Below are 23,224 nucleotides of genomic sequence, written 5' to 3' on the forward strand. Positions count from 1 at the left end.
TTGCTTGGTGTTTTTTTGCTGAACCAAATTTACAAGTTGGAGACCACCTTTTTCTTTTTGGTTGCAGAAATTTCAACTAACTTTGGGGCATCTTCTGTGGCGCACCTACCAGACCGAAATCAACGCCACTGAAGAAGTCACCACCGAAGACGACAAGATGAAGGGCGAAATCGACCAGGACTTCTGGGATTACGGTGGAGTCGTCACCTTGTCTAACAGCCCGTCCGCCAAGACGGTGTTCTGGGCTGCCGGTGTCGCTGCCATTCGTCATTCGAACTACACCGAAGTAAAGGTCAATGGAACCAAGACCAAAGTCACTGGCAACGCCGCCAACATTTCCATCACGCCGATGTTCAACATCGGTCTCCCGATTCTTTCCACGACCAACGCCCGCGTGTTGCTGGGCGCCAACACCGAAATCCCGCTCGTCTTCTATGACGAAATCAAGGACGAAAACCGCAAGAACAAGGACAACTACCACATCATTGGTGTCGAAACCACACCGAACATCTTGGCAGAACTCGCCCTCGGCAAATGCTGGATGGTCTTTGGTGGCGCCGCCTACACTTGGGACGTGTTTGACATGGAACAGGACGAATACGTCGCCAACTATGACGATGCCGATACCAAGCACAAGCAGAGCTTCACCAAGATTGAATCCGTCACTGGGATGACCACCGTGAACGCCGGCGCCCGTTTCCAGTACAGCAACTTCGCCTTGGAAGCCTCCATCCAGAACAGTTTCTACAACAATCCGCTCGAAGGATTCAACGGAACCAACTTCCTCGCTCAAGTGGGCGGCTTCATCTATTTCTAACACAGGAGTATAAAACATGAAAAAGATTTTCTCTATTCTTTTTGCAACGGCGCTGGTTAGCGCTGTGGTTGGCTGCTCCGGTGAAAAGGACAGCACCATTAGCGGTCCTCGTATGTCGGACCGTCTTAACCCGGAAGATTTGGAAGACATCGCTAAAGGTTCTTCTACCACGCAGCCGACGACTCCTTCCTCACAGGAAGAAGACGAAGTCATCGCCGAATACTGCAATAATTTTACCGAACTCGAACGCGATGGCAACGAAACGGAGTACTATTGCCTGGATAACTCAGAATTCTACCTCTGCACCCAGACTTCGTGCACCAAAGAATAATAAGCGAAAGTTCTCTTAAAGCAAAAAGCCCTGGTCTTGGACCGGGGCTTTTTCTTTTTGACGATAATGCCTTTGCTACTGAAATTGCGGTAGCGAATCAATTTTAGTGAAACGCCTAGTTTCGGGATTAATGACAAAGTAACGAACAGTGTCGCCGAGGGCGAGCATCACGTAATTCGGCGTGATGACCTTGAGATACTTGTTAAGCTGCACCTGCAAAGCCTCCCAGGTGTACTCGCCGGGAGCCTTGCACTCCACCAGGAGCCACGGGAGGTCCATAGTAGCGCCCGTACGAAAACCGTGCACCAAAATATCCACGCGATCGTCCGTTTTGGGGTCGATCGTCGAGAGCGGGAACTCTACCGCAATCAAATGCTCCGGCACCTTCACCTCGTGGAGCAAATAGCGGACTGTCGCCTGACGCACGCGTTCTTCGGGCGTGTTAGGGACTTCTTTTTTGCGAATCGGGTCGTATATCGTTCCGTGGGTCATAACCTGAATATAGAAATCTTAATGGCAAACTTGACAACCTCCACACTTGGAACTATATTTCGGGACATGAACAAATTCTTTGGACAGAACACCGCAGCAGCGGCAAAGGCAGCAAGCCCGGCAGCAGCCCGAGCTATTGTGGGGCTGTCCAGAGAAACCGAAGTCTGCAAGGCATAGCGCTAAAATCCAGACCAAAAGTTTCAAGGGCAGCCCCGTAAAAGGCTGCTTTTTTTATTTACCCCAATTTTAACCACTAACCACAAGGATCGGAAATTCTTACCTAGATCCTTCGCCCTTTACAGGGCTCAGGATGACACTGAGTTGAAAATCAAGGCTCTGGATGGCATTGAAGCAACATTACAGGATGATTATTATTCTATAATTACGCAGTAAAATTTGAGAATTTTCGATACCTATACAGGAGCATAAAATGCGCAGAAGACTTTTGAGCGAAGGTGCCAAGGAACTCTCTTACGAAATCCGCGAGATCGTGAAGAAGGCAAACCAGCTCAAGGCACTCGGCCTCCCCATCCACTGGGAAAACATCGGCGACCCCATCGAAAAGAAGTGCCAGATTCCCGACTGGATCAAGGACATCGTGGTGGACCTCGTCAAGACGAACCGCAGCTACGGCTACTGCCCCTCCAAGGGCATGCTCGAAACCCGCGAATTCCTGGTAAAAGAGAACAACAAGCTCGGCGGTGCACAGATCAACGTCGATGACATCCTGTTCTTCAACGGCCTCGGTGACGCCATCGCCACCATCTACGGACTGCTCTCGATGAACACCCGCATCATCGGACCTGCCCCGGCCTACTCCACCCATAGTTCCGCCGAAGCGGCACATGCCCACACGGCCCCCATCACCTACAGCCTCCAGCCCGAAAACCACTGGTACCCGGACCTGGAAGAACTCGAGAACAAGGTGAAGTACAACCCGAGCATCGCGGGCATCCTGATTTTGAACCCGGACAACCCGACCGGCATGGTCTACCCGCTCGACATCCTCAAGAAGATTGTGGATATCGCGAAGCGCTACAACCTGTTCATCATCTGCGACGAAATCTACAACAAGATTACGTACAATGGCGCCCACGCCTACGCCCTGGCCGAATACATCGGCGACGTTCCGGGCATCGCGCTCAAGGGCATTTCGAAGGAATACCCGTGGCCGGGCGCTCGTTGCGGCTGGGCCGAATACTACAACCGCGACAAGGACGAACAGTTCGACGCCTTCTGCCGCGCCATCGACAACGCGAAGATGGTGGAAGTCTGCTCGACCACGCTCCCGCAGATGACCATTCCGCGTGTGCTGGGCGATCCGCGCTTTATCGAGCACCGCACCGCACTGAACGAGAAGATTGGCCGCCGCAGCGCCATCATCAACGAAATCCTTTCCGACATTCCGGAACTGTACTTCAACCCGACCTACGGCGCGTTCTACAACACCATCATCTTCCGCGAAGGAACCTTGAACAGCCACCAGAGCTTGAAGATTGACAACCCGATCATCAAGAAGAAAGTGGAGGAATGGTGCAGCAAGACCACGAACCTGGACTACCGCTTCGTGTACTACCTGCTGGGCGCGAAGGGCGTCTGCGTGGTTCCGAGTACCAGCTTCTGCACTGACTTGAAGGGCTTCCGCGTGACGCTCCTCGAAGAGGATGAAGACGAACTGCGCAGCGTGTTCACCACGATCCACGACGCCATCGTGGAATACCTGCATAGTTAAGGGACTTTGCGGGAACGGGACATGGAAAGCGCGGACCTCCACATCAAGGGTGTTCAAAAGAGCTTTGGCGACAAGGCAGTTCTAAAGAATATCGACGTCACCATCAAGGACGGCGAGTTCGTGACGCTCCTCGGCCCTTCGGGCTGCGGAAAGACGACGCTCCTCCGCATTATCGCGGGCTTCGAAAAGGCAGACGCGGGCGCAGTTATCCTTGGCGGCGAGGACATCTCGAAAAAGTCCCCTGCAAAGCGCGACATCAATACGGTGTTCCAGAGCTACGCGCTGTTCCCGCACCTGAACGTTTTCAACAACATCGCATTCGGCCTCAAAAGCAAGAAAGTCCCGAAGGACGAAATCGAGCGCCGTGTGAACGCGATGATGGAAGTCGTGAACATCACGGACTTTGCAAACGAGAAACCCAACACGTTGAGCGGCGGGCAGAAGCAACGAGTGGCGCTCGCCCGTGCCCTCGTGAACGAGCCCGACATTCTGCTTTTGGATGAGCCACTTTCGGCACTCGACGCGAACCTCCGCAAAAAGCTACAGACCGAACTCCGCGACGTACAACGTAAGACCGACACCACCTTCATCATGGTGACCCACGACCAAGACGAAGCTATCGCCGTCAGCGACCGCATTTTTGTGATGTACAAGGGCGAAATTGTGCAGGAAGGCACCCCCGAAGACGTGTACGAGCGTCCGGTGAACCGTTTTGTGGCGACATTCATCGGCGAAGCGAATATTTTGGAATGCGAACGCATTTCCAACTCCATAGTCCGCACATGTTTCGGCGATCTCGTTGTGGAACGCGCTCCATCATGGGAAAGCGTAAGTTCGGCTACCGCAAAGGGCGGCGTCGCCATCCGCATGGAAGACATCCACGTGTGTACGCCGAGCGAGCATTTCGAGAACAACACCTTCCCCGCCACTATCTTGGAACGTATCTTCCGCGGCGACTACTGGGAACTGATTGCGCAAATGAAGGACTCAAACGGAAACGCCTGCCGCACGCTCCGCGTAATGACCGACCCCGACGAAATCTACAACGCAGGGGACCAGGTGACACTCTACATGGAGCCTCAATATTTGCAAGTGCTGAGTGACTAATGCGAAAAGCAAACGCAACAAGCAATCCTCACACTCCCGAGGTTATTGAAGGCAAGCTCACGACCAAGAGCCGCATGCGGAAGTTCGGCCTTTTGCTTACGGGACCGGGCATGCTGTGGCTTTTGGTGTTCCTGCTCCTCCCCACCGTTTTCCTTTTGGTGATGGCTTTTGCACAGCGCGGTTCCTACGGCACCATCGACTGGACGTTCAGCATCGAGAACCTGAAAAAGCTCGTGGGCTTCAGCTCGTTCGGCTGGTCCGCCGACAACCTACTCATCATCTGGCGGAGTTTCAAGATCGCAGTCATCACGACACTCCTCTGCCTTGCGGTTGGCCTCCCCATGGCCTTCTGGATTGGTGCCCACAGCAAAAAGACGAGCGCCCTGTTGCTTGCCCTCGTGATGGTTCCGAGCTGCACGAACCTCGTCATCCGTACTTACGCGTGGATGATTTTCCTTGGTGCGCAGATGCCGCCCACGTGGCTAGCCCGCGCGCTCGGCCTTATCGGCGAAATGGAATCGCTTTACCCCGGCACCTTCGCGGTCTACATTGGCATGGTGAGTTGCATGCTCCCCTTCGCGGTACTCCCGCTCTACACGAGCGTCGAACGGCTTGACTGGGGAATCGTCGAGGCGGCACGAGACCTTTACGCAGGGCCCGTTCGCGTATTCTACCACGGAATCTTATCGCAGATGATGCCCGGCATCGTGGCGAGTGTCGTCCTTACGCTTGTGCCGACACTCGGCATGTACGTGGTGAGCGACCTCCTCGGCGGCGCAAAGTTCATCCTCATCGGGAACCTAATACAGCAGCAGTTCTTTGGGACGGCGCTCGACTGGCCGTTCGGTGCAATGCTCGGCATTGTCCTCATCATCTCAAGCGTTTTGAGCCTCATTGTGTTCCAGAAGACGGGAGGGAAGTCCTTTGTCTAAGCGCCTCCCGCTATACGCCCGCATTTTAGCCTACATCGGCATGCTGCTTTTGTACATGCCGCTCTTGGTGGTGCTCATCCAGAGTTTCAACGCGAACAAACACGGCCAGACCTGGGGCGGCTTCACCTTCGACTGGTACGCAAAGCTCTTTGACAACGCACTCGTGCAGTCGGCGACGGTCAACACGCTCATCCTCGCCATCGTGAGTACCGTCATCTCGACCGCCCTCGGCACGCTCCTCGCCATCGGCATCCACCGCACGCCCTGGGGCAAAAAAATGCAGGGCCTCTACGACATGAGCATCAACGTCCCCGTGGTGACGCCCGACATCTTGATGGCAATCGCGCTCGTGAGCGTATTCGCCCTCTTCAGGAGCTTCACCCCGCTATTCGACCCGGGCATGCTTACCCTCATCATCGCCCACGTGACCTTTGAAATCAGCTTTGTGGTGCTCGTGGTGCAGAGCCGTCTCGTCTCCATCGGCAAAGACCAGATCGAGGCCGCCCGCGACCTTTACGCAAGCACCGCCGGTGCCTGGTTCCGCGTGATTCTCCCGCAGCTCTCCACGGCTATCGTCTCGGGGGCGCTCCTCGCCTTCACGCTCTCGCTCGACGACTTCATCATCAGCTTCTTTGTGAGCGGGCCCAAGTCCACGACCCTCCCGCTCTACATATACGGCTCGCTCAAGCGAGGGATTTCCCCGCAAATACATGCCCTCTCTACGCTGATTTTCGCCATCACGCTGTTTGCGATGCTCATTTTCGCCCTCAAAGGATCGTTCAAGAAGAAACGCAAAAAAACTTCTTGTTAGATTTTAGTATAACACTTGCCAAAACGTCCCCGGATCCACCCTCCCGGTGGCTTCAGGATGACAAATGTCGTTCACAATTATTGTAAGGATTACAGAATGAAAAAAATTCTCCTTGCTGCATTCGCCCTTCTTGCAAGCCTCGCCTTCACGGCATGCAACGAGCAAAAACAAGAACAGAAGGCCACGGCCGAAGCCCCGAAGACCGTCACCGTGATGATCTACAGCGAGTATATCGACCCCGCCATGCTGGAAGACTTTGAGAAAAAGACCGGCTACAAGGTTCAGCTGGAACTCTACGAAGCCCAGGAAGAAATGATCGGCAAGCTCCAGGCCGCGGGCACAAGCCAATACGACGTGGTCATCGCCAGCGACGTGGTAATCCAGCAGATGGTGCACTTGGGACTCATCCAGCCCATCGACACGAACAAAATCCCGAACCGCAAAAACATCGCCGAACAGTTCATGGGCCAGCCCTACGACCCGACAAACACCTACACCATCCCCTACCTCTGGGGCACCACGGGCATTCTCTTCCGCGGTGACAAGGTGGACCCGGACAGCGTGAGCTACTCCATGCTCTTTGACGCAAAGCAGACCAAGGGCAACTTCAGCCTTTTGGAAGAGAGCCGTTCCATGCTCTCGATGGCGCTCCAGGCTTTGGGTTTTGACGCGAACAGCACCAAGCAAGAGGAAATCAACAAGGCTGTGGAATACATTCTGCAGGCCAAAAAGGACCCGCACTTCCTCGCCTTTGACGGAAGCGTCGGCGGCAAGGACAAGGTGCTCTCCAATATGGATTGGGCTGCCATCGTCTTCAACGGCGAAGCTGCCGTTGCCATCGACGAGGATTCCACGCTCCAGTACGTGATCCCGAAGGAAGGCTCCTTCATGTGGGTGGACGCCATGACGCTCAGCTCCAAGTCCCCGAACCCGGAAGGCGCCTACGCCTTTATGAACTACATTCTCGACGGTCAGATTGGCGCACAGCTTGCGAAGTTCGTTTACTACGCGACCCCGAACAAGGCAAGCCTCGAAGTCATCGACCAGGATTTCAAGGACAACCGCGTGATCAACCCGACCGAATCTGAAATCAAGCGCATGGTGTTCCTCGCTGACCCGGGTGATGCCGCCAAGCTCTTTGACGAAGCCTGGACCATAGTCAAGACTAGATAGACCCAAAAGACCGCGCTCTCGCTCGGTACAAAAAAAGCCCCTTTGCAGGGCTTTTTTTAATGCAATTTATTCTTCGACTGCCGTAGGCGCGATCGGGAGCGGCGCGAAGGGAGGCTCGAGTTCGATGCTGATGGGGCAATGGTCCGAGCCCATGACCTTCGTATGGATCTCGGATGCGGTGACGTTCGGCACCAGGGCCTCGTCCACAAAGGCGTAGTCCAAACGCCAACCCACGTTCCTCGCACGGGCGCCAAAGCGGTTGCTCCACCAGGAATAGACCCCCGCCTCGTTGGGGTGGAAAACGCGGAAGCTGTCGACAAAGCCGTGCTCCACGTACTTGTCCATCCAGGCTCGTTCGATGGGCAAAAAACCACTCACGTTCTCGTTTTCCTTGGGCCTCGCGATATCGATTTCCTTGTGACAGGTGTTGTAATCGCCCACGGTGACCACGTGCTTGCCGCTGTCGAGCCAGTGATGGCAATTCTCGAGGAACGCGTCATAAAAGCGGAGTTTATAGTCCAGTCGGTCGTCGCCACTGCCGCCATTGGGGAAATAGATGGAGTTCAGCACCCAGTCAGGGAAAACCAACTGGAGCACTCGCCCTTCCTCGTCGAATTCCTCGATGTCGAAACCGTAATTGACGGAATCGGGCTCGATTTTCGTGAAAACGGCCACGCCGCTGTAACCCTTCTTACGCCTGCAGGGGTTCCAGTAAGTCATGTAGCCGTCCAGGTTGCGGAGCGAATCGGGAACCTGGTCCTCGTCGGCGCGTACCTCTTGCAGGCACAAAATATCGGGCTGAGTCTCGGTTACCCAGTTCTCAAAACCCTTCTTGATCGCCGAACGTATCCCATTGACGTTCCAACTGTAAATATTCATCTCTTACCGTTAAAGAAAGTGATCGCCTTAAAGATAGGTTTTTAAAAACGCAAACCGCTGTCAAAAGCGTACATTTTTTTAAAAAACCTTTTTTGGGGCCCCTCAGTCCATTCTTGTAACTAGATTTTTACAATTGCAGTGACCCGAAGTCAAAAAATTTTATTTTTTTCACAATATCTCAACAAAAAAAATGTTTTTTCTTTTGGATAATTTATATTTGCGATATGAAGTTCTCGTACGCTCTTTTAAAGATTTCTCCTGTACTAGTAGCTCTTTCCATGCTGTCCGGTTGCGCCGGTTCCTCCGAAGAGACGCTTGAAGTCCCCACCAACCTCCCTCCCATCTGTCGCGATATCGACTTCTCGGCGAACCCCGACATGCGCGAAGTGTGCGGAGTCCGCAAGGTACACAACAAGGCGTACAAGAACATCCCGCAGCAGCGTTACCTCATCAAGCCAACCGAAACTTCCATCGTAAAGACGGGCAACAAACTAGAGCTCCGCTTCCAGAACTCCTTGCCGCTCTACCTGGAAGGCCCAATCGTGAATGACCTCCAGTTCGGCCAAGAAAAGCGCCTGCAGAAGGTGCCCAACACCTACGACTACCATGAAATTTACAACAAGGCCTCGGGCGAACGTCTCCGCGTGTTCAAGATGAACATCCCGACCGACGCCGGCACCCGTTATGACTTCTGCTTCCGCATCCCCGAAAAGAAGGGCAGCGACAGAACCCGTAACAGGGCTATGGGTTCCAACATAGAACGCATGGACTGCGAAGACTTTGAACAGGTCGTCGCCGCCGACAGGGCAGCCAAGGCCGCCCGCTAGTTCGCCAAGCTACAATTGAACGGGCCGCGTCTTTAAAAGCGCGGCTCTTTTTTTGTGCCCATTTTTCTAAATTTGAATACAAATGACAACAGAGAGCAAGTACATCCACAACGCGCTAAAGCAGGTCCGCCTCACGACCTCGGTCTCGAGCGTCCAGGGGTTCTCCATTTCGGGGCTCGCCACCTACATGCAGTTCCCCGAACTGGACTTTTGCGTCGACATGGGAGAATGTCCGCTCTCGGCAACACCGATGAACCACGTGTTCTTGACGCACGCCCACGGGGACCACGCCCGCTGCCTCATGCGCCATCACAGCCTGCGCAAAATGATGGGCGTCGAGCGCGACAGCGTGTACTACATCCCCAAAAGCATTAGCGACGGCGCCAAGGCCTGGATCAAGGCAGAGGCCATGTTCGAGGGCGTTGGCGAGGCAAAGTTTCGCTACCCCGAGATAGAGCCCGTCAAGGCAATGGAGCGCATCCCGCTGCGCTACCGCAAGGATTTGGTGCTGGAGCCTTTTGAAGTCAAGCATTCCATCCCTGCGATGGGGGCGACCCTTTACCTGCACAAGCGCAAGTTAAAGGACGAATACCTGGGCAAGACCCCCGCCGAGATCATTGAACTCCGCACAAGCGGGGTCGAAATCACCCGCGAGGTGTACGAACCGCTCGTAAGCGTCATGGGAGACTGCCTGGGCGAGAGCCTGCTCGAGAACCCGCACGTCTTTAAATCGAAGGTGCTTGTTACCGAATGCACCTTTTTGGACGACGACGAACAGCAGATGGCGCACAAAAAGGGACACACGCACATAGACAGCATCGTCAAGGCATTGATTAAACTGGGCGACGAAGTGAAGTGCGAACAAATTATTTTGAGCCACTTTTCGATGAAGTACTCCGAGAGGCACATCCAGGAGGCCATCGCCGAAAAGATTCCAGAGAGGTTCAAAGGCAAGGTCGTGGCGTTTTTGTAATTATCGCAGTTTGAGGGAAGGTTTTTAATCAACAATGAAGAGTGAAGAAATTAAAGAAGAAAAGAAAGAAAAAGAAGTCGTGATTCCCGAATTTTATAGGGACTTGAACGAGGACCCCGAACAGAAGGGCCTTTGGCACTATGTGTTCCGCACCAACGGCGACCGCAAGCCCATCAAGACCGAAGACGGTCTCCCCCACAAGTTGGACTTTAACTGGAAGGACATGTTCCCCAACGTGAACGACCACGTGGAAGTAGAAATCGGCAGCGGCAAGGGAAACTTTATGACGGACTACGCCGAAAAGCACCCCGACTACTTTATTATGGGCAGCGAATGGGACTACACCTGGGCGGTCTTTGCGCTGGAACGCATGAAAAAGCGCGGTGTGCTGAACAATGCCGCCATGCTCCGCGGCGACGTCTTTTACTTTTTGCGCGACTGCGTAAAGAGCAACACCGTGGACGCTTTCCACATGTACTTCCCGGACCCGTGGCCCAAGGAACGCCACCACAAGAACAGGCTGTTGCGCCCCGACTTTTTGGACGAGGTCGCCCGCTGCCTCAAGCCCGGCAAGCGCTTTTTTTACTGGGGGACCGACCACAAAGAATACAACGAAATCGCCCTCGAAACCTTTGACGCCTACCCCACCTGCAAGGTCGTTGTCCGCAACACCGCGGAACCTACCGAAGGGATCCAGACTGGCTTTGAACGCAAGTACAAGCGCGAGGGCAGACCAATTTACAGGAGCATTATAGAATTCGAAAAGTGATTTGACAAATCCTGACACTTGAAATTTTATAATTTATCCCCGCTATGTTAAAACAACTTTCGATCAACGGATTTACCCTCATCGCACAGGCCGAAGTCCCCTTCCACAAGGGCTTTACCGCCATTACGGGCGAAACGGGCGCAGGCAAGTCTGTGCTCTTGAAGGCGCTACGCATGGTCTGCGGCGACAAGGCACAAGCGAACATGGTCCGGACCGGCGAACAAAAGGCCGTTATCGAAGGGTCTTTCGATATTCAATACGAGCCGCGCGTCAAGCAGATGCTCGAGCAGCTCGAGATCGACAGCGACGACGAACTCATCATTCGCAGGGAAATTCTTGAGAACGGCAAGGGACGCGCCCGCGTGAACGGCGCCGTGGTGAGCCTCTCCGACTTGCAAAAGCTGGGCGAAGAACTCATCCAAATGCATGGGCAAAGCGAGCAGTTGCTGCTGCGCGATATACGCACCCACACGCAAATGCTCGACGACTACGCCAGCAACAGCGAACTCTTGGCCGAGTACGCCAAGCATTGGGCCGCCTGGAACGCGACCCTCGCCAAAATCGAGGAAACCGAGAACCGCGCCAAGGACCTGGCCGCCCAAAAGGACTTTTTGAAATTCCAGTTCGAGGAACTCTCCAAGGCGAACCTCAAGGATGGCGAAGAAGAGGAACTCGAAGACAAGGTCAGCGCAGCAAGCAAAGGCGAAGCCGAACGCCACTACCTTGACGAAATCCAGGGGATGCTGGGGACCGAGAACGGCCTCTTGGACCAGGTCCGCATTTTGCAGGCGAAACTGCGCGGCCTCGCCGCCAAACTCCCCCGCTACGAGCAGGAATCCAACGCCCTCGCCGAGGTCGCCGACCCGTTCGAGAGCATTTGCAAGGATTTGATGCGACTCGCCCCGGCAAAGTCCCTCTCGGCGGCCGAAATCGACCGCGCCAACTCCCGCATTGCGCAAATACAAAAGCTCAAGCGCAAATACCGCACCGACGTCGCCGGCCTCATGGCCCTTGTGGAGCAGCGCCGTGCCGAACTCGAGAGCCTGGAGAACCTGGACGCCGACCTCGAGGAACTTGAGCGCGAAGCCGCCAAAAACAAGGCAGAACTCGAACGCATTGCCGCGGATCTCACGCAAAAGCGCAAGACCGCCGCACAAAACTTTGACAACGCCGTGCAAAAGATCTTGCACAGTCTGGGCATGCCCAAGGCCACATTCAAGACGAGCATCGAAAAGCAAGCCCTGAGCCAAAACGGAGCCGACCGAATCGAATTCCTGCTGGCGCCCAACCCGGGCGAAGGCGAAAAATCCCTGCAAAAGGCGGTATCGGGCGGTGAACTTTCACGCGTTTTGCTAGCCATCAAGAGTGTAATGGCCGAACTCGACAAGGTTTCTTTGCTAATTTTTGACGAAGTCGATTCGGGAATCAGCGGCGAGGTGGGCAACAGCATCGGCGAAGCCCTCAAAAACCTGGGCAAGCACCACCAGGTGCTCACCATCACCCACCTACACCAGGTGGCAAGCCGCGCCCAGAACCAGCTGGCCGTGAGCAAAAAAGAACTTGACGGCCGCACGTTCACGTCCATCAAGGACCTGGGGTATGACGAACGAATTAACGAACTTGTACGTATGCTCGGCGGGGAGTCCGAAACGGTCCGCGAGCACGCCAAACAACTTTTGGAGAACAACAAATGAGTGAAAAGCCATCTGAAGTCCGCCTGCGCACGCGCATTTGGAGCGTACTCAGAGCCCTTGTATTTGTTTGTGTCATCTTCTTTATATGGAACGGCATGGCAAAGACCGCAGCGGCCTTTGTGCTCGTGGCACTCGTGATGGGCTGGGTCAACCTCTACCAGTTGCGTTCCCAAGAAATCGAGAAACCCTATTACCGGCTATGGCTCAACGTAGTCGACGGCCTTCTCTCGTTCGCGGTGATGATGAGCATCTTTATCCGCGACCTCTACCATTCTGAGAGCGCCGAGAAAATTTTGGCGGTGGGCTGCGCCATTTTACTTGCCCGCCTCATCGCCCACACGCTCTTTAGCCTAGGCGTGCTGCGCGAAGGCAAAAAACTCCCCCAAAAGCGCCGCTGGTCCAAGCTTGCCAACATCGCGACGACCGTCACCATGGGCGTCTACCTTTTGGACCTCGAGGATTACCAGCAAATATGCATGGTGGCGACCATTCTCCTCATTTTGGCGTCGACCGTGGCTTACGCCTACTGGTACTACCGCGACCCCGCGCACCGCAAGCCCCTCTCCATCGCAAGCCAGCTCACCATGAGCCGCATCGTGCTCACGCCCTTTTTTCTCTGGGTGTTCTTTTATGACAACGACCTGGACTACAGCAACAACAGCATCGTTTTCAAGGTGCTCTCGCTCATCATGGTCCTGGGCTTTATGCTCACCGACTTTTTGGACGGCAAACTCGCCCGCGCCATGGGCGAAGTCAGCACGCTGGGCAAGTACCTGGACCCGTTCAGCGACAAGATCTCGAACATGACCATATTCATGTGCTTTATCGCCACGGGTTACGCCCCTGTTTGGATGGTCGCGCTCATCTACTTCCGTGAATCGAGCGTCGAAACGCTCCGCACGCTCGCTGCAAGCGAAGGTCTCATTATGCCCGCCCGCAAAAGCGGCAAGTGGAAAACCGCCCTGCAGGGCATTGGCATCGTCATGATTTTGCTCGGGGCCATCGACCCGGTGCGCGCGCTGATTCCCGGATTCGAGAGCATTTGGAACGTGTTCCCGCAAGCGGTGATGGGCGTCATCACCGGCATTACCATCATTAGCGGCATAGACTATTTTGTTTCGAGCAAGCACATCCTCAAAAAATTCGTCTAGTATAAAACTGCCGAAATTTCGCTAAAAACAAAGAAAAATTGAAAAAGCCCTTGCCAAAACGAGGACTTTTTTCTATATATGGAGCTACCTCGACGCGGGGTGGAGCAGTTGGTAGCTCGTCGGGCTCATAACCCGAAGGTCGCAGCGTTCAAGTCCTGCCCCCGCTACTACAAAAAAACTCGGTTTAAAACCGAGTTTTTTTTGTTTTGACAGTAGTTTTAATGCCGGGGGTGGTCCTTTTTAGGGAACCCCCACTATTCGGGGTAGGCGCAGCAGCGGAAGCCTATGGTCGGGGACTTGTAGAAGGCAGAAACCTCCTTGTAGCCGACCCTTCCGCCCGTGAGGAAGACGACCTCCACATGGTCAGGGACGTAGACCAGGCTGCCCGAGATCTTGGCAAGCCATTCGTCACCGCCATTCTTGTATTCGGAATACGGGGCGTAATCCACTCCCAGGGAGTTGCCGCTGGAGTCCTGCACGTCAAAGAACTGCAGACTGTCCTTGAAGTCCTTTTGGGTCAAGATATTGTAGAGAATCCTGGAGGTGTCGGCCTTGAACACGGTGTCGACCTTGGCCCCCTCGCGGTAGAGGAACACGGAATCGGTCGTGTAGGCAAGGCGCGTGTAGAATGGCGAGAAACGGTTGGTGCACTGCGCCATGGACTCGCGGTCGAGGCCATCGAAAATGCGGTAGCTGGCGCCCTTGATCACGGCGACGGTGTCCTCGGAACGGCCCATCACCCATTCCTGGTACTGCCCGGGCAAATCGCGGATGCCCATCGGGTTCACGCAGCGGGAGTCATGCTTGGTAATATCGGCAGCCGATACAGAATCGTTAGTCGCCACATTGCAATAGGTGAAGAGATACTCCGAGGAAGCCATGTCGTCTTCCTCAACAACGCCATAGGTGAGCGTCCCGCCCGAGAGGCAGACCAGTTCCCAGTCGCGCTCCTTGCAAAGACTCACGGTAAAGCCGCTCGCGCTCACCGCCTCGCACGCGGCAAGGGCTTCAGCGTGCAAAACGTTGGTCATAAAGGCGCCCGAGTCGTTCTGGTGTTCCATTTTTTCCATGCAGAAGAACGAAGTGTCAGAAGTCGAGACCGCCATAAAGCCGTCGGGACAGGTCACCTTTTGGGCGCGAGAGCCAAGCGAAACATAAATCGTATCGATAAGCGCGACCGAGTAGTAGCCTGACTTGTCGATGGAGCGGATGCGCAAAATCAGGGTGTCGCCCGGCGAGACGCGGCGGATGGTATCGGTCACAAAGGTCCCTGTGGCAGAGACGACCATGGTATCGGCATCCACCTCATAAAGCTTGGTATAACGGCCGCTGCCGCCCACGTCGTCGTACTTGACCCATTCCTTTTTAATTTGGTCGTAATGTTCGACGATGTATGTGGCGACCGTGTCGTAGCAATAGCGGGCTATGCATCCATCTGGAATAACCAGCACCGTGTCGATGTCAAATTTGTAATCGAAATTGAGCGGGTCCACGCTCTGGCTCCAGAAGATGCGCAGGCGGTTGTTGCTGTCAAGGCGGGCGAAGCCCGGGAACAGTGTATCGTCGATAGTGAAAATCTTGGTGGGCATGAGCGGCGCGATGGAGTCGGTGGTGATGAACGCCTTGTTGTCCTTGACGGTCGAAGTGCCCTCGGTACACGAGGAATTGCCGCTGGAATCCCAAGAAGAAAGACCGATAGTATATGTGGTCTCGCTCTTGAGCCCCTCGATCACCATGCGGAAGCGGTTCTGCGTGTCGTCTTCGGGATAGTAGCCTTTGCCATCCAGCACCACCAGGCGCAGGTAGTTCTTGACCTTGTCGCCATGGGCAACCGAGTCCACCCACACGGAGTCACCGTCGCGTTGCACTCGCGCATGACGGCGGAAGAGTTCCTCCCCCGTCGAGTCAACGCCATCGGCGGTCGTGACCGTAATCTTCAGGTCGCGCAAATCCTCGTCGGCATCCTCGGACCAAATCACCACGTTGTAACCGACGATTGCTCCCGAAAGCTCCAGCGGCTTGTAAAAATCGGTCTGGTCGGTGGGACGGTTCCACTCGAACATGGCTCCCGTAGTCCACACGGAATCGCGCACCTCCACGCGGGAAGGCGGCAGGTCGTCGCCAAAATGCAGGAACACGTGCTGCACCGCGCCCACGTCGTCGCCGTCGTCATAATCGCAGAACAGCGCAACATGCAGGCTGTCGTACAGTTCCAGGTAATCGACAATGAGTTTGGTCAGGTCGATGGTGTCATAGAGCGCCTCCTTTTTGGAGGAGTACTCGTAAAAGCCGTCCGCCTTGTCGATCTGGTCGTCGTTGACCGCCTTGGAGGTGTCGTCCACCACCTTGTCGCCCACCCACAGGTACACGCCCTTGAAGTGGCTCTTGGCCATGGGGTAATGGAACCGCACTTGGTAGCACGCGGCGCCGCTGTCGGCGTCGGAGGCGCATTCGCGGAGGACCGAGATCTCGGTCGCCTCGCGCTCAAAAAGGTACTCAATGGAAGAATCGTCGTCGGAGCACGCAAGGAAAAACGTCGACAGGGCGGCGAGCAAATACAAATTCAAAAGGCGCATCAACGTCATATATAACAATGTAGCAAAAAAGAAAACCGGACGTTAAACGTCCGGCTCTCAAATTCGACTAAAGCGAACTAATTGCGAGAATTAGTTTTCTTCCGGGTAGACGGAGACCTTCTGGCGCTTTGCATCGAGGCGTTCGAACTTCACCTTGCCATCGACGAGGGAGAACAAGGTGAAATCCCTGCCCATGCCCACGTTGTTGCCATTGTGGAAGTGAGAACCGCGCTGGCGCACGATGATGTTGCCAGCCTTGACGACTTCGCCCGCGTACTTCTTGACACCAAGATACTTGGCGTTACTGTCGCGGCCGTTACGTACAGAACCTTGACCTTTCTTATGTGCCATGGATTAAGCCTCCTTAGCCTTGCGCAGAGAGTTCTTCTTGACCTTAGCAGGCTTCGGAAGGCCCTGGGCGATCTTTTCCTTGCGGGTGAGAGGCTTGTTCTGAGCCTTCTGCTTGGCAAGGGCAGCCACGCGTGCGCGATTGCGGGTAATAACTTGAGGATCAACGACTGCGGATTCGGCGCCGGAGCGGAGTTCCGTGACGAGCACCTCGGTATAGCCCTGACGATGACCGTTACGACGTTCGTAACGAGTGCGGCGCTTCTTCTTGTACACGATGATCGTGTCGTACTTGTCATGGGCGAGAATTTCGACCTTGACAGAGGCGTCGTTCAGGACAGGGGTGCCGACTTGCACTTCTTTTCCTGCGAAAAGAAGGACGGACTTGAGCTCCAGTTCAGAACCAACAGCGGCGTCGAGAGTCGGGACCTTGTAAGCCTTGCCGAGTTCGACTTTATACTGGAAACCACCTGTTTCAACAATAGAATACATTTTGTAATCCTTTTTAGGTTGCTATTGGAGACCCAAATTTAGCTTAAAACCGTTTTTTTGTAAAGGGAAAAGGGCGGACTCGGGCAATTTTTTCTATCTTTTAGCCCGAAAAATCCAAAAAGGACACCCGAATGAATAAAATCATGAGCCTTGACGGCGACTGGCAGATGATCTGGGACACCGACGACCTGGGAATCTCCAACCGCTGGTATGCGACGTACCCCGAAAAGACCGAAACTGTGCAAATTCCCCATATTTGGGAGCGCTCCTTTGACAAGCTCCTCATGTCCCAGGACTGCGCATACTATTTCAAGCGCTTCACCATCGAAGACGAAAAGCAAATTACCAAGCGCATCTTTTTGCATTTTGAGCGCATCGCAACCCACGCCACCATTTGGCTGAACGGCAAGATTTTGGGCACGCACTTTGGCGCCTACACTCCGTTTACCCTCGAAACACAAAAGGCTATCAAGCTGGGCGAAGAGAATATCCTTTGCGTGCGCGTCGCCAACATGGGCGCGGCCAACAGCCGCATCGACTTTGGCCGCGAGAGCAAGGAAGGCGCCGACGACCGCTACGTTCACCCCAGCGAAATGCCCGTGGGCGAACCGTGGAGCCAGTACCCGTTCGGCGGCATTTTTGGCCATGTGAGCCTCATTCTGGGCAACGCCGCCTTTATCTCGGACATGCACGTGGAACCCGACATGGACCAGGAACGCGTGGCCGTGGAGCTCAGTTTCAACAACCCGCGCGGCTGCAACACCCGACTCCGCTTCCTCATGAGGAACCCGAACGGCGACGTATTCGAGTGGTTCAAGGACGGAGTGAAGCTCGACAAGGAGAACACCACCCAGCGTTTCGTGTTCTCCATCAAGGACTGGAAGCGCGACAAGTGCGTGTGGAGCCTCGATAAGCCCAACTTGTTCGCCCTCGAAGCCCAGATGGAAAACAAAACCTCCAAGGGCAAGAACCCTGAATTCAGTTTCTCCGTGGTGAGGACGTTCGGCTTCCGCAAGTTCGACTGCATCAAGGGCGACTTCTACCTCAACGACTCCATCCTCAAGATCCAGGGCGTGGGCTACAACCAGCAGTGGAGCAAAGGCGGTTTGTGGACTACCAACAACCCGGACCTCCGCAAGGACCTGCTCGCGGTCAAGGCCGCCGGGTTCAACGCAATCCGCAGCTGCGGCGCCCCCCTCAGCACCGAAGCCCTGGACATTTGCGACGAAATAGGCCTTTTGGTGTTCCAGGAATTCCCGATCCACACCATGCGGTCCACACCGCAGGGCCTCGAAATCGTCAAGAAGCTCATCAACGACATTGTCAAGGAACAACACCACCACCCGAGCATCGCCATTTGGGTGCTGGGTTCCGAGAACGGCACGTTCATGCTGCAGAACGGCAACAAGCTCTTGAACGCCATTAGCCCGGTCGACATGACCCGCCCCGCCATTAGCAACCTCGACAGCATCTTCATTGACAATGAGGGCAACTACCACCGCGACACCGGCAAGCTGTTGCCCGTGACCGTGGACCGCATTTCGCAGTACGCCTCCCTCCAGGTGAATCCGCGCCTGAGCCCCAACGCGGCCTACACCCACTTCCTCGCCCACTGCTTTAACAAGGACAGCGAAGAGGAACTGATGGTGCCCGACTCAGGACTCGGCGACAGCCAGTTCCAGGACGGCGACGAGAGCGTGAACGACATCGAGAACAAGATGCTTGTGACGCTCCAGAACCACACGTTGCTGCCCGCCAAGGCGACAAACATCGAAGGCCCGCGCAGCTCCAAGAACCAGAAGTCCATCAAGAACCTCTACAAGCAGCTCGAGGACTTCGTCTCTGAATCCGAGCTCTCCGTGTGGACCGACATGGCCTCGTTCAAGAACGACGTGAACCGCATCGCCATCAAGAGCAAGCTCGACCAGATTACCGCGTTCCAGAGCAATCCGCAAATCGCCGGCTTCTTCTTGAACTACTGGTCCGACTTCGGCACCAGTTTTTACGGACTCTGCGACGAAAACCGCAAGAGCAAGGGTCTCGAGGAATTCTGCAAAGAAATCACCGCGCCCGCCCGCATCCTGGTGAGCGAAATCGAGCACGTGGCCGCCCCGCAAAGCGAAATCAGCTTCCAGCTCACGCTCTTGAACAACAGCCGCCTCGAAAACGTGAGCGTCGACATCAGCGTCCTTGACGCCAAGGGCAAGGTTCTCTCGACGCAAACGCAAAACCCCGAGGAACAGGCCGGCAAGACAAGCCTCACCCAGTTCGGCATTTGCACGCTGGTCGCCCCGCGCAGCACCGGCAAGTACCAAATCAAACTTACGCTCAAGGACGACAAGAAAGAAGTCCAGACTTCCACCGAAGACCTGTTCGTTATTGACCAGGTCAACGTGAAGGACGCCATCAAGAAGGTCTGCTTCCTCGACAACAGCGAAGAGTCAAGCGACGCCCTGGCGGCCCTCACCGGCCCCGAGCAGGTCATTTTCACCGCGAACCTCAGTTCCTGGCCCGACGAAATCCTCGACAAGATCGTGGACGTGACCAAGAACGGTGGCAAGACGCTCTTGCTCTCCGACATGACCCAGGACGACATCGACTTTTTGAACCAGAGCCATCAGTTTGACTTTGCCCTCGAAGCGCACTGGACCACCGGTGCGAGCGAAACCAGCCTGCACTACCTGCCCAAGGACTCCAAGCTCTTGCCGGTGTTCGGTGGAGAGAACGTGCTCGACCACTTTGCCGCCGCCGTAATGCCCGGCCTCTCGCTCAACGAGCTCCCGAACGCCACCGTGTTCGCCCGCTCCGTGAGCCTCAAGGAAGGAGAAATCAAGAACGGCGTGGACCTGCAGATGGTGCCGTTTGGCAAGGGCAAGATTGTATTCAACCAGTTCAGCGTGTTCGAAGGGTTGGAAACCAACCCGCTCGCCGACGCCCTGTTCTCTGCGATCGTCGGACTGCTGTAAAAAATACGCGGGTCGCAAGGCCCCTCCCCGCGTGACGAAAAAATCCCTTTTCGCATAAACGAAAAGGGATTTTCTTTTATCTGTAATTTTCGTGACTACAAAAAAAAGAACGGTCCCCAAAAAGGGAACCGCTCTAAATTCGCAATGCGACCAAATTACTTGGTGATGACGCGGGCCATTTCGCAAACCTTGTTGCTGTAGCCCCATTCGTTATCGTACCAGGCGCAAACCTTCACGAAGGTCGGGTCGAGCTGGATACCAGCCTTGACGTCGAAGATGGAAGTGCGAGCGTCGTTGCGGAAGTCGGTAGAGACGAGAGCTTCGTCGGTGTAACCGAGGATGCCCTTGAGTTCGCCTTCAGAAGCTTCCTTCATGGCCTTGCAGATTTCTTCGTAGGTAGCCGGCTTTTCGAGTTCGGCAGTGAGGTCGACGAAGGAAACGTCGGAGGTCGGAACGCGGAGGCTCATACCGGTGAGCTTACCGTTGAGCTGCGGGAGAACCTTGCCCACGGCCTTGGCAGCACCCGTAGAAGACGGGATGATGTTTTCGAGGATGCCGCGGCCACCGCGCCAGTCCTTCTTGGACGGGCCGTCGACGGTCTTCTGCGTAGCAGTAGCAGCGTGGACGGTGGTCATGAGGCCACGCTTGATGCCGAACTTGTCGTTGAGGACCTTGGACATCGGGGCGAGGCAGTTGGTGGTGCAGGAAGCGTTGGAGATGATGTCCTGACCGGCATAGGTGGTGTGGTTCACGCCGTAGACGAACATCGGAGTAGCGTCCTTGGACGGGGCAGACATGATGACCTTCTTGGCACCGGCCTTGATGTGGGCGCGGGCGAGTTCGTCGGTCAGGAAGAAGCCAGTGGATTCCACGACAACGTCAACACCGAGGGCACCCCAAGTGATGTTGGTCGGATCCTTTTCGGCGAACACCTGAATCTTGTTGCCATCGACGATGAGGAAGTTGCCTTCGAAGGACACGTCGTGCTTGAAAGCGCCGTGCACGGAGTCGTACTTCAGCATGTAAGCGAGGTAGTCAACGTCGAGAAGGTCGTTGATACCGACAACAGTAATGTCCTTGGAGAAGTTTTCCACAGCAGCGCGGAAGACCATACGGCCGATGCGGCCGAAACCATTGATACCGAGTTTGAGAGCCATTATTGGATCCTTTTTTGTTTTATTGTGAAATTGCTTCATCCCGCTTTTGGGGGCAGGATGGTGCGTTGACGGGCGTAAAGATACAAAAAATCGGGCAAACCGGCAACGGAGGACGGGGGAAGCCTCCCCCTCGGCGGCACTGCGTTGCCGCCTACCCCCTCTAACGGGGGGCACCCCCGTAACGCCCCCGACCGCTGTCAACTAACCGCTGTCAACCCCGCGAAGGCGGGGTCCTCCTTCTTTTCGTCGAAGAGGACAGTCCTGCAGAACGTCATGCTGACGAAAGTCAGCATCGGATGTCCCCACTAGAAAAGAACGTCCCTAACGGAAATATGTTTGCTTCGAGTGGCATTTCGCACGCTCATACAGACCGCTCGTTCGTTGGCTTGTTAAGAACCTCCGGTTTCTCACTCGCTCTCCCCAACACGGCACGCTTGCGCAGTGCCGCTTTTGGCTCACGACGATCACTTCGTTGAAGTGTTTGCTTTGCGAAACGCCTCCTCTCCGCAAAGAATCACGAGAGGGGCTCCGTTATGTAATGTTACCGCTAGGTACGTGTGCAGCGCGGTAACTGCTCAGCCCTCTGTGAGCCATAAGCGCCTCGTATTAACGAGGCGTGATGGCGAGAGTGAGCGCATACCAGAGTATATTAACCAGAGTGTAGCGCGAACGGTCTCAATCAGACTGTTAGTCCCTTCGGGCTTCACGAAACTCGGGCTTTATTTTGAACCGCCAGGAACGTCTTGATGCGGGACTAGTAATCCTTTACGCAGCGGACGGACAGACCGTCATATTTGGGGTACGCTCCAGTCGTCATTCCATGTTCAACATAGCCATCTGCTAAAATTACTGCACCACCCAAAAGCGGCTGTTTATCATGGGGAACCCAGAAAAGTCCCCTATGGAGTTTGGCATTCATAATGAAATCATAATGAAAACTATCTTCCTCGTAAAAAGCCCCACCACCATAAAGGGCCGAGAAGCCATGGTAATTACTTCCTTCACTTATTTTGGAAAGCAATTGATATCCGCTATCAAATTCCCCTTTCAAGGAAAAATACTCCCTACGGTTCATCACGTGCCAGCCATCGGGGCATACGCCCTGATAAATGTAGCGGTCCCATTCAGCATCGTATATAACTCCAGGATACAAGGAATCCGGGCAAGCAGGAGTCGTGCCCGTCCACACGCTGTCGCAGGCCTTCGGGAGGCCCATCGCCTCACTCCAGCTGTACAGCCCACCGAACCCGTTGTCACAATACCACGGATCATCATCGTAACAGAACTTTTCAACGCGGGAATCGTCAAATTCCAAAGTTCCCAACTTGACCTGCGTTCCATAATTCAGGTTCTGCGCCAGAACCGTCAGTGACTCGGCACCAAAATATTCTCCATAGGGAACCACGATAGTCTTGTACGTTTGCCCGTCACGCGGATCCTTGAACTCTCCATAGGACTTTGTGCTGTTGTAAAGGCTGTCCATGTCGAAATAGCTGCTGGTAGGCACGGACGAGGAGCTGGACTCAATATATGGAACATAAAAACCATCCTGGCATACGTACCAGTCTCTCTCATTCGTCTTCGAATTCGTCCTTTGAATCATGTGCCCCTCTTCGGTACAGGCCTTCATCGAAGAAGAACTTGCCCCCGAGCTGCTCGACTTTACAGAAGAGCTGCTCTTGGAGTCGGTGGACGGGCTGGATTTTGCAGAAGAAGAACTGTTCTTCGACGAAGATTGGGCGCTGCTACTGCTGGAGGAAGGACTGGATGGATTCCCTCTGCCCTGCTCCGAGGATGACTCGGCAATGGAGCTGCTCGTCTCCTTTTCCGGACTCACGAAACTGCTGCTGTCGTCGTCGCCGCAGGCGGCGAACAGTAACGTCAACGCAAGCGCCAAAACATAAACCAAATGCTTCATAAAGCCCCCAAAACTTTTTTTCATAAAAAATCTAGCTAAATATAATCCGCTTCATCCGTAATTTAAATTTACAAACAAC

20 protein-coding genes and 1 tRNA gene are annotated in these 23,224 nt (G+C 54.7%); 14 read left to right on the forward strand and 7 right to left on the reverse strand.

Features of this window, described 5'->3' with window-relative positions; translation table 11 throughout:
• Positions 1 to 82: 82 nt before the first annotated feature.
• Both BUB55_RS08870 and BUB55_RS08875 read left to right on the forward strand, forming a co-directional pair.
• A complete protein-coding gene (locus tag BUB55_RS08870) occupies positions 83 to 817 on the forward strand; it encodes a hypothetical protein (protein WP_073190092.1) in 735 nt (244 codons plus the stop codon).
• A gap of 16 nt (positions 818 to 833) precedes the next feature.
• Positions 834 to 1,148, forward strand: a complete 315-nt coding sequence (locus BUB55_RS08875; RefSeq protein WP_073190094.1) for a hypothetical protein — start codon at positions 834 to 836, stop codon at positions 1,146 to 1,148.
• A 75-nt stretch (positions 1,149 to 1,223) separates the two neighbouring features.
• On the opposite strand, the gene BUB55_RS08880 is transcribed toward BUB55_RS08875, so the two are convergent.
• The gene (locus BUB55_RS08880; protein WP_073190096.1) at positions 1,224 to 1,640 is read right to left on the reverse strand and encodes a type I restriction enzyme HsdR N-terminal domain-containing protein; all 417 of its coding nucleotides are present in this window, start codon (positions 1,638 to 1,640) and stop codon (positions 1,224 to 1,226) included.
• 430 nt (positions 1,641 to 2,070) lie between these two features.
• Here BUB55_RS08880 and BUB55_RS08885 point away from each other — a divergent pair, with 430 nt between their 5' ends.
• The 5 genes from BUB55_RS08885 to BUB55_RS08905 all read left to right on the forward strand — a co-directional run bounded on the left by BUB55_RS08885 (position 2,071) and on the right by BUB55_RS08905 (position 7,395).
• Positions 2,071 to 3,372: a pyridoxal phosphate-dependent aminotransferase gene (locus BUB55_RS08885; protein WP_073190097.1), complete on the forward strand. Its 1,302-nt coding sequence runs from the start codon at positions 2,071 to 2,073 to the stop codon at positions 3,370 to 3,372.
• 21 nt (positions 3,373 to 3,393) lie between these two features.
• Positions 3,394 to 4,479, forward strand: coding sequence for an ABC transporter ATP-binding protein (locus BUB55_RS08890; protein WP_073190099.1), 1,086 nt, complete (start codon positions 3,394 to 3,396; stop codon positions 4,477 to 4,479).
• Positions 4,479 to 5,411: an ABC transporter permease gene (locus BUB55_RS08895; RefSeq protein WP_073190101.1), complete on the forward strand. Its 933-nt coding sequence runs from the start codon at positions 4,479 to 4,481 to the stop codon at positions 5,409 to 5,411. Before BUB55_RS08890 ends, BUB55_RS08895 begins: the two co-directional genes overlap by 1 nt.
• Positions 5,404 to 6,222, forward strand: coding sequence for an ABC transporter permease (locus BUB55_RS08900; protein WP_200778526.1), 819 nt, complete (start codon positions 5,404 to 5,406; stop codon positions 6,220 to 6,222). The genes BUB55_RS08895 and BUB55_RS08900 overlap by 8 nt, the downstream gene beginning before the upstream one ends.
• A 96-nt stretch (positions 6,223 to 6,318) precedes the next feature.
• A complete protein-coding gene (locus BUB55_RS08905) occupies positions 6,319 to 7,395 on the forward strand; it encodes a polyamine ABC transporter substrate-binding protein (RefSeq protein WP_073190102.1) in 1,077 nt (358 codons plus the stop codon).
• Positions 7,396 to 7,461: 66 nt separating this feature from the next.
• Here BUB55_RS08905 and BUB55_RS08910 read toward each other — a convergent pair whose 3' ends face one another.
• Entirely contained in the window at positions 7,462 to 8,274 is an 813-nt protein-coding gene (locus BUB55_RS08910) for an exodeoxyribonuclease III (RefSeq protein WP_073190104.1), read from the reverse strand.
• A gap of 224 nt (positions 8,275 to 8,498) precedes the next feature.
• Here BUB55_RS08910 and BUB55_RS08915 point away from each other — a divergent pair, with 224 nt between their 5' ends.
• From BUB55_RS08915 to BUB55_RS08940, 6 genes are all read left to right on the forward strand, one after another.
• Positions 8,499 to 9,101, forward strand: coding sequence for a hypothetical protein (locus BUB55_RS08915; protein ID WP_073190106.1), 603 nt, complete (start codon positions 8,499 to 8,501; stop codon positions 9,099 to 9,101).
• Positions 9,102 to 9,183: 82 nt separating this feature from the next.
• On the forward strand, positions 9,184 to 10,074 hold the full coding sequence (locus BUB55_RS08920) for an MBL fold metallo-hydrolase (RefSeq protein ID WP_073190108.1): 891 nt from the start codon (positions 9,184 to 9,186) through the stop codon (positions 10,072 to 10,074).
• A 34-nt stretch (positions 10,075 to 10,108) separates the two neighbouring features.
• Positions 10,109 to 10,843, forward strand: coding sequence for a tRNA (guanine(46)-N(7))-methyltransferase TrmB (locus tag BUB55_RS08925; RefSeq protein WP_234971879.1), 735 nt, complete (start codon positions 10,109 to 10,111; stop codon positions 10,841 to 10,843).
• A gap of 44 nt (positions 10,844 to 10,887) precedes the next feature.
• The gene (gene recN / locus BUB55_RS08930; RefSeq protein ID WP_073190110.1) at positions 10,888 to 12,537 is read left to right on the forward strand and encodes a DNA repair protein RecN; all 1,650 of its coding nucleotides are present in this window, start codon (positions 10,888 to 10,890) and stop codon (positions 12,535 to 12,537) included.
• A complete protein-coding gene (pgsA, locus tag BUB55_RS08935; RefSeq protein ID WP_073190112.1) occupies positions 12,534 to 13,688 on the forward strand; it encodes a CDP-diacylglycerol--glycerol-3-phosphate 3-phosphatidyltransferase in 1,155 nt (384 codons plus the stop codon). Before recN ends, pgsA begins: the two co-directional genes overlap by 4 nt.
• 93 nt (positions 13,689 to 13,781) lie before the next feature.
• Positions 13,782 to 13,855: transfer RNA gene (locus BUB55_RS08940), tRNA-Met, on the forward strand.
• Between the two features lie 87 nt (positions 13,856 to 13,942).
• Here the strand turns inward: BUB55_RS08940 and BUB55_RS08945 are convergent.
• The 3 genes from BUB55_RS08945 to rplU all read right to left on the reverse strand — a co-directional run bounded on the left by BUB55_RS08945 (position 13,943) and on the right by rplU (position 17,104).
• Positions 13,943 to 16,273 (reverse strand): hypothetical protein, encoded by a 2,331-nt coding sequence (locus tag BUB55_RS08945; protein WP_073190113.1) that lies wholly within the window; start codon positions 16,271 to 16,273, stop codon positions 13,943 to 13,945.
• Between the two features lie 81 nt (positions 16,274 to 16,354).
• Positions 16,355 to 16,615, reverse strand: a complete 261-nt coding sequence (gene rpmA / locus BUB55_RS08950; protein ID WP_073190115.1) for a 50S ribosomal protein L27 — start codon at positions 16,613 to 16,615, stop codon at positions 16,355 to 16,357.
• A 3-nt stretch (positions 16,616 to 16,618) separates the two neighbouring features.
• Positions 16,619 to 17,104, reverse strand: a complete 486-nt coding sequence (gene rplU / locus BUB55_RS08955) for a 50S ribosomal protein L21 (protein ID WP_073190116.1) — start codon at positions 17,102 to 17,104, stop codon at positions 16,619 to 16,621.
• Positions 17,105 to 17,235: 131 nt separating this feature from the next.
• Here rplU and BUB55_RS08960 point away from each other — a divergent pair, with 131 nt between their 5' ends.
• Positions 17,236 to 20,070, forward strand: a complete 2,835-nt coding sequence (locus BUB55_RS08960; RefSeq protein WP_073190118.1) for a glycoside hydrolase family 2 protein — start codon at positions 17,236 to 17,238, stop codon at positions 20,068 to 20,070.
• 155 nt (positions 20,071 to 20,225) lie between these two features.
• Here BUB55_RS08960 and gap read toward each other — a convergent pair whose 3' ends face one another.
• Entirely contained in the window at positions 20,226 to 21,227 is a 1,002-nt protein-coding gene (gene gap / locus BUB55_RS08965; protein ID WP_073190120.1) for a type I glyceraldehyde-3-phosphate dehydrogenase, read from the reverse strand.
• Positions 21,228 to 21,981: 754 nt separating this feature from the next.
• Positions 21,982 to 23,145: an FISUMP domain-containing protein gene (locus BUB55_RS08970; protein WP_159431954.1), complete on the reverse strand. Its 1,164-nt coding sequence runs from the start codon at positions 23,143 to 23,145 to the stop codon at positions 21,982 to 21,984.
• Positions 23,146 to 23,224: the final 79 nt, after the last annotated feature.

Source organism: Fibrobacter sp. UWP2, from assembly GCF_900141705.1.
Taxonomy (GTDB): domain Bacteria; phylum Fibrobacterota; class Fibrobacteria; order Fibrobacterales; family Fibrobacteraceae; genus Fibrobacter.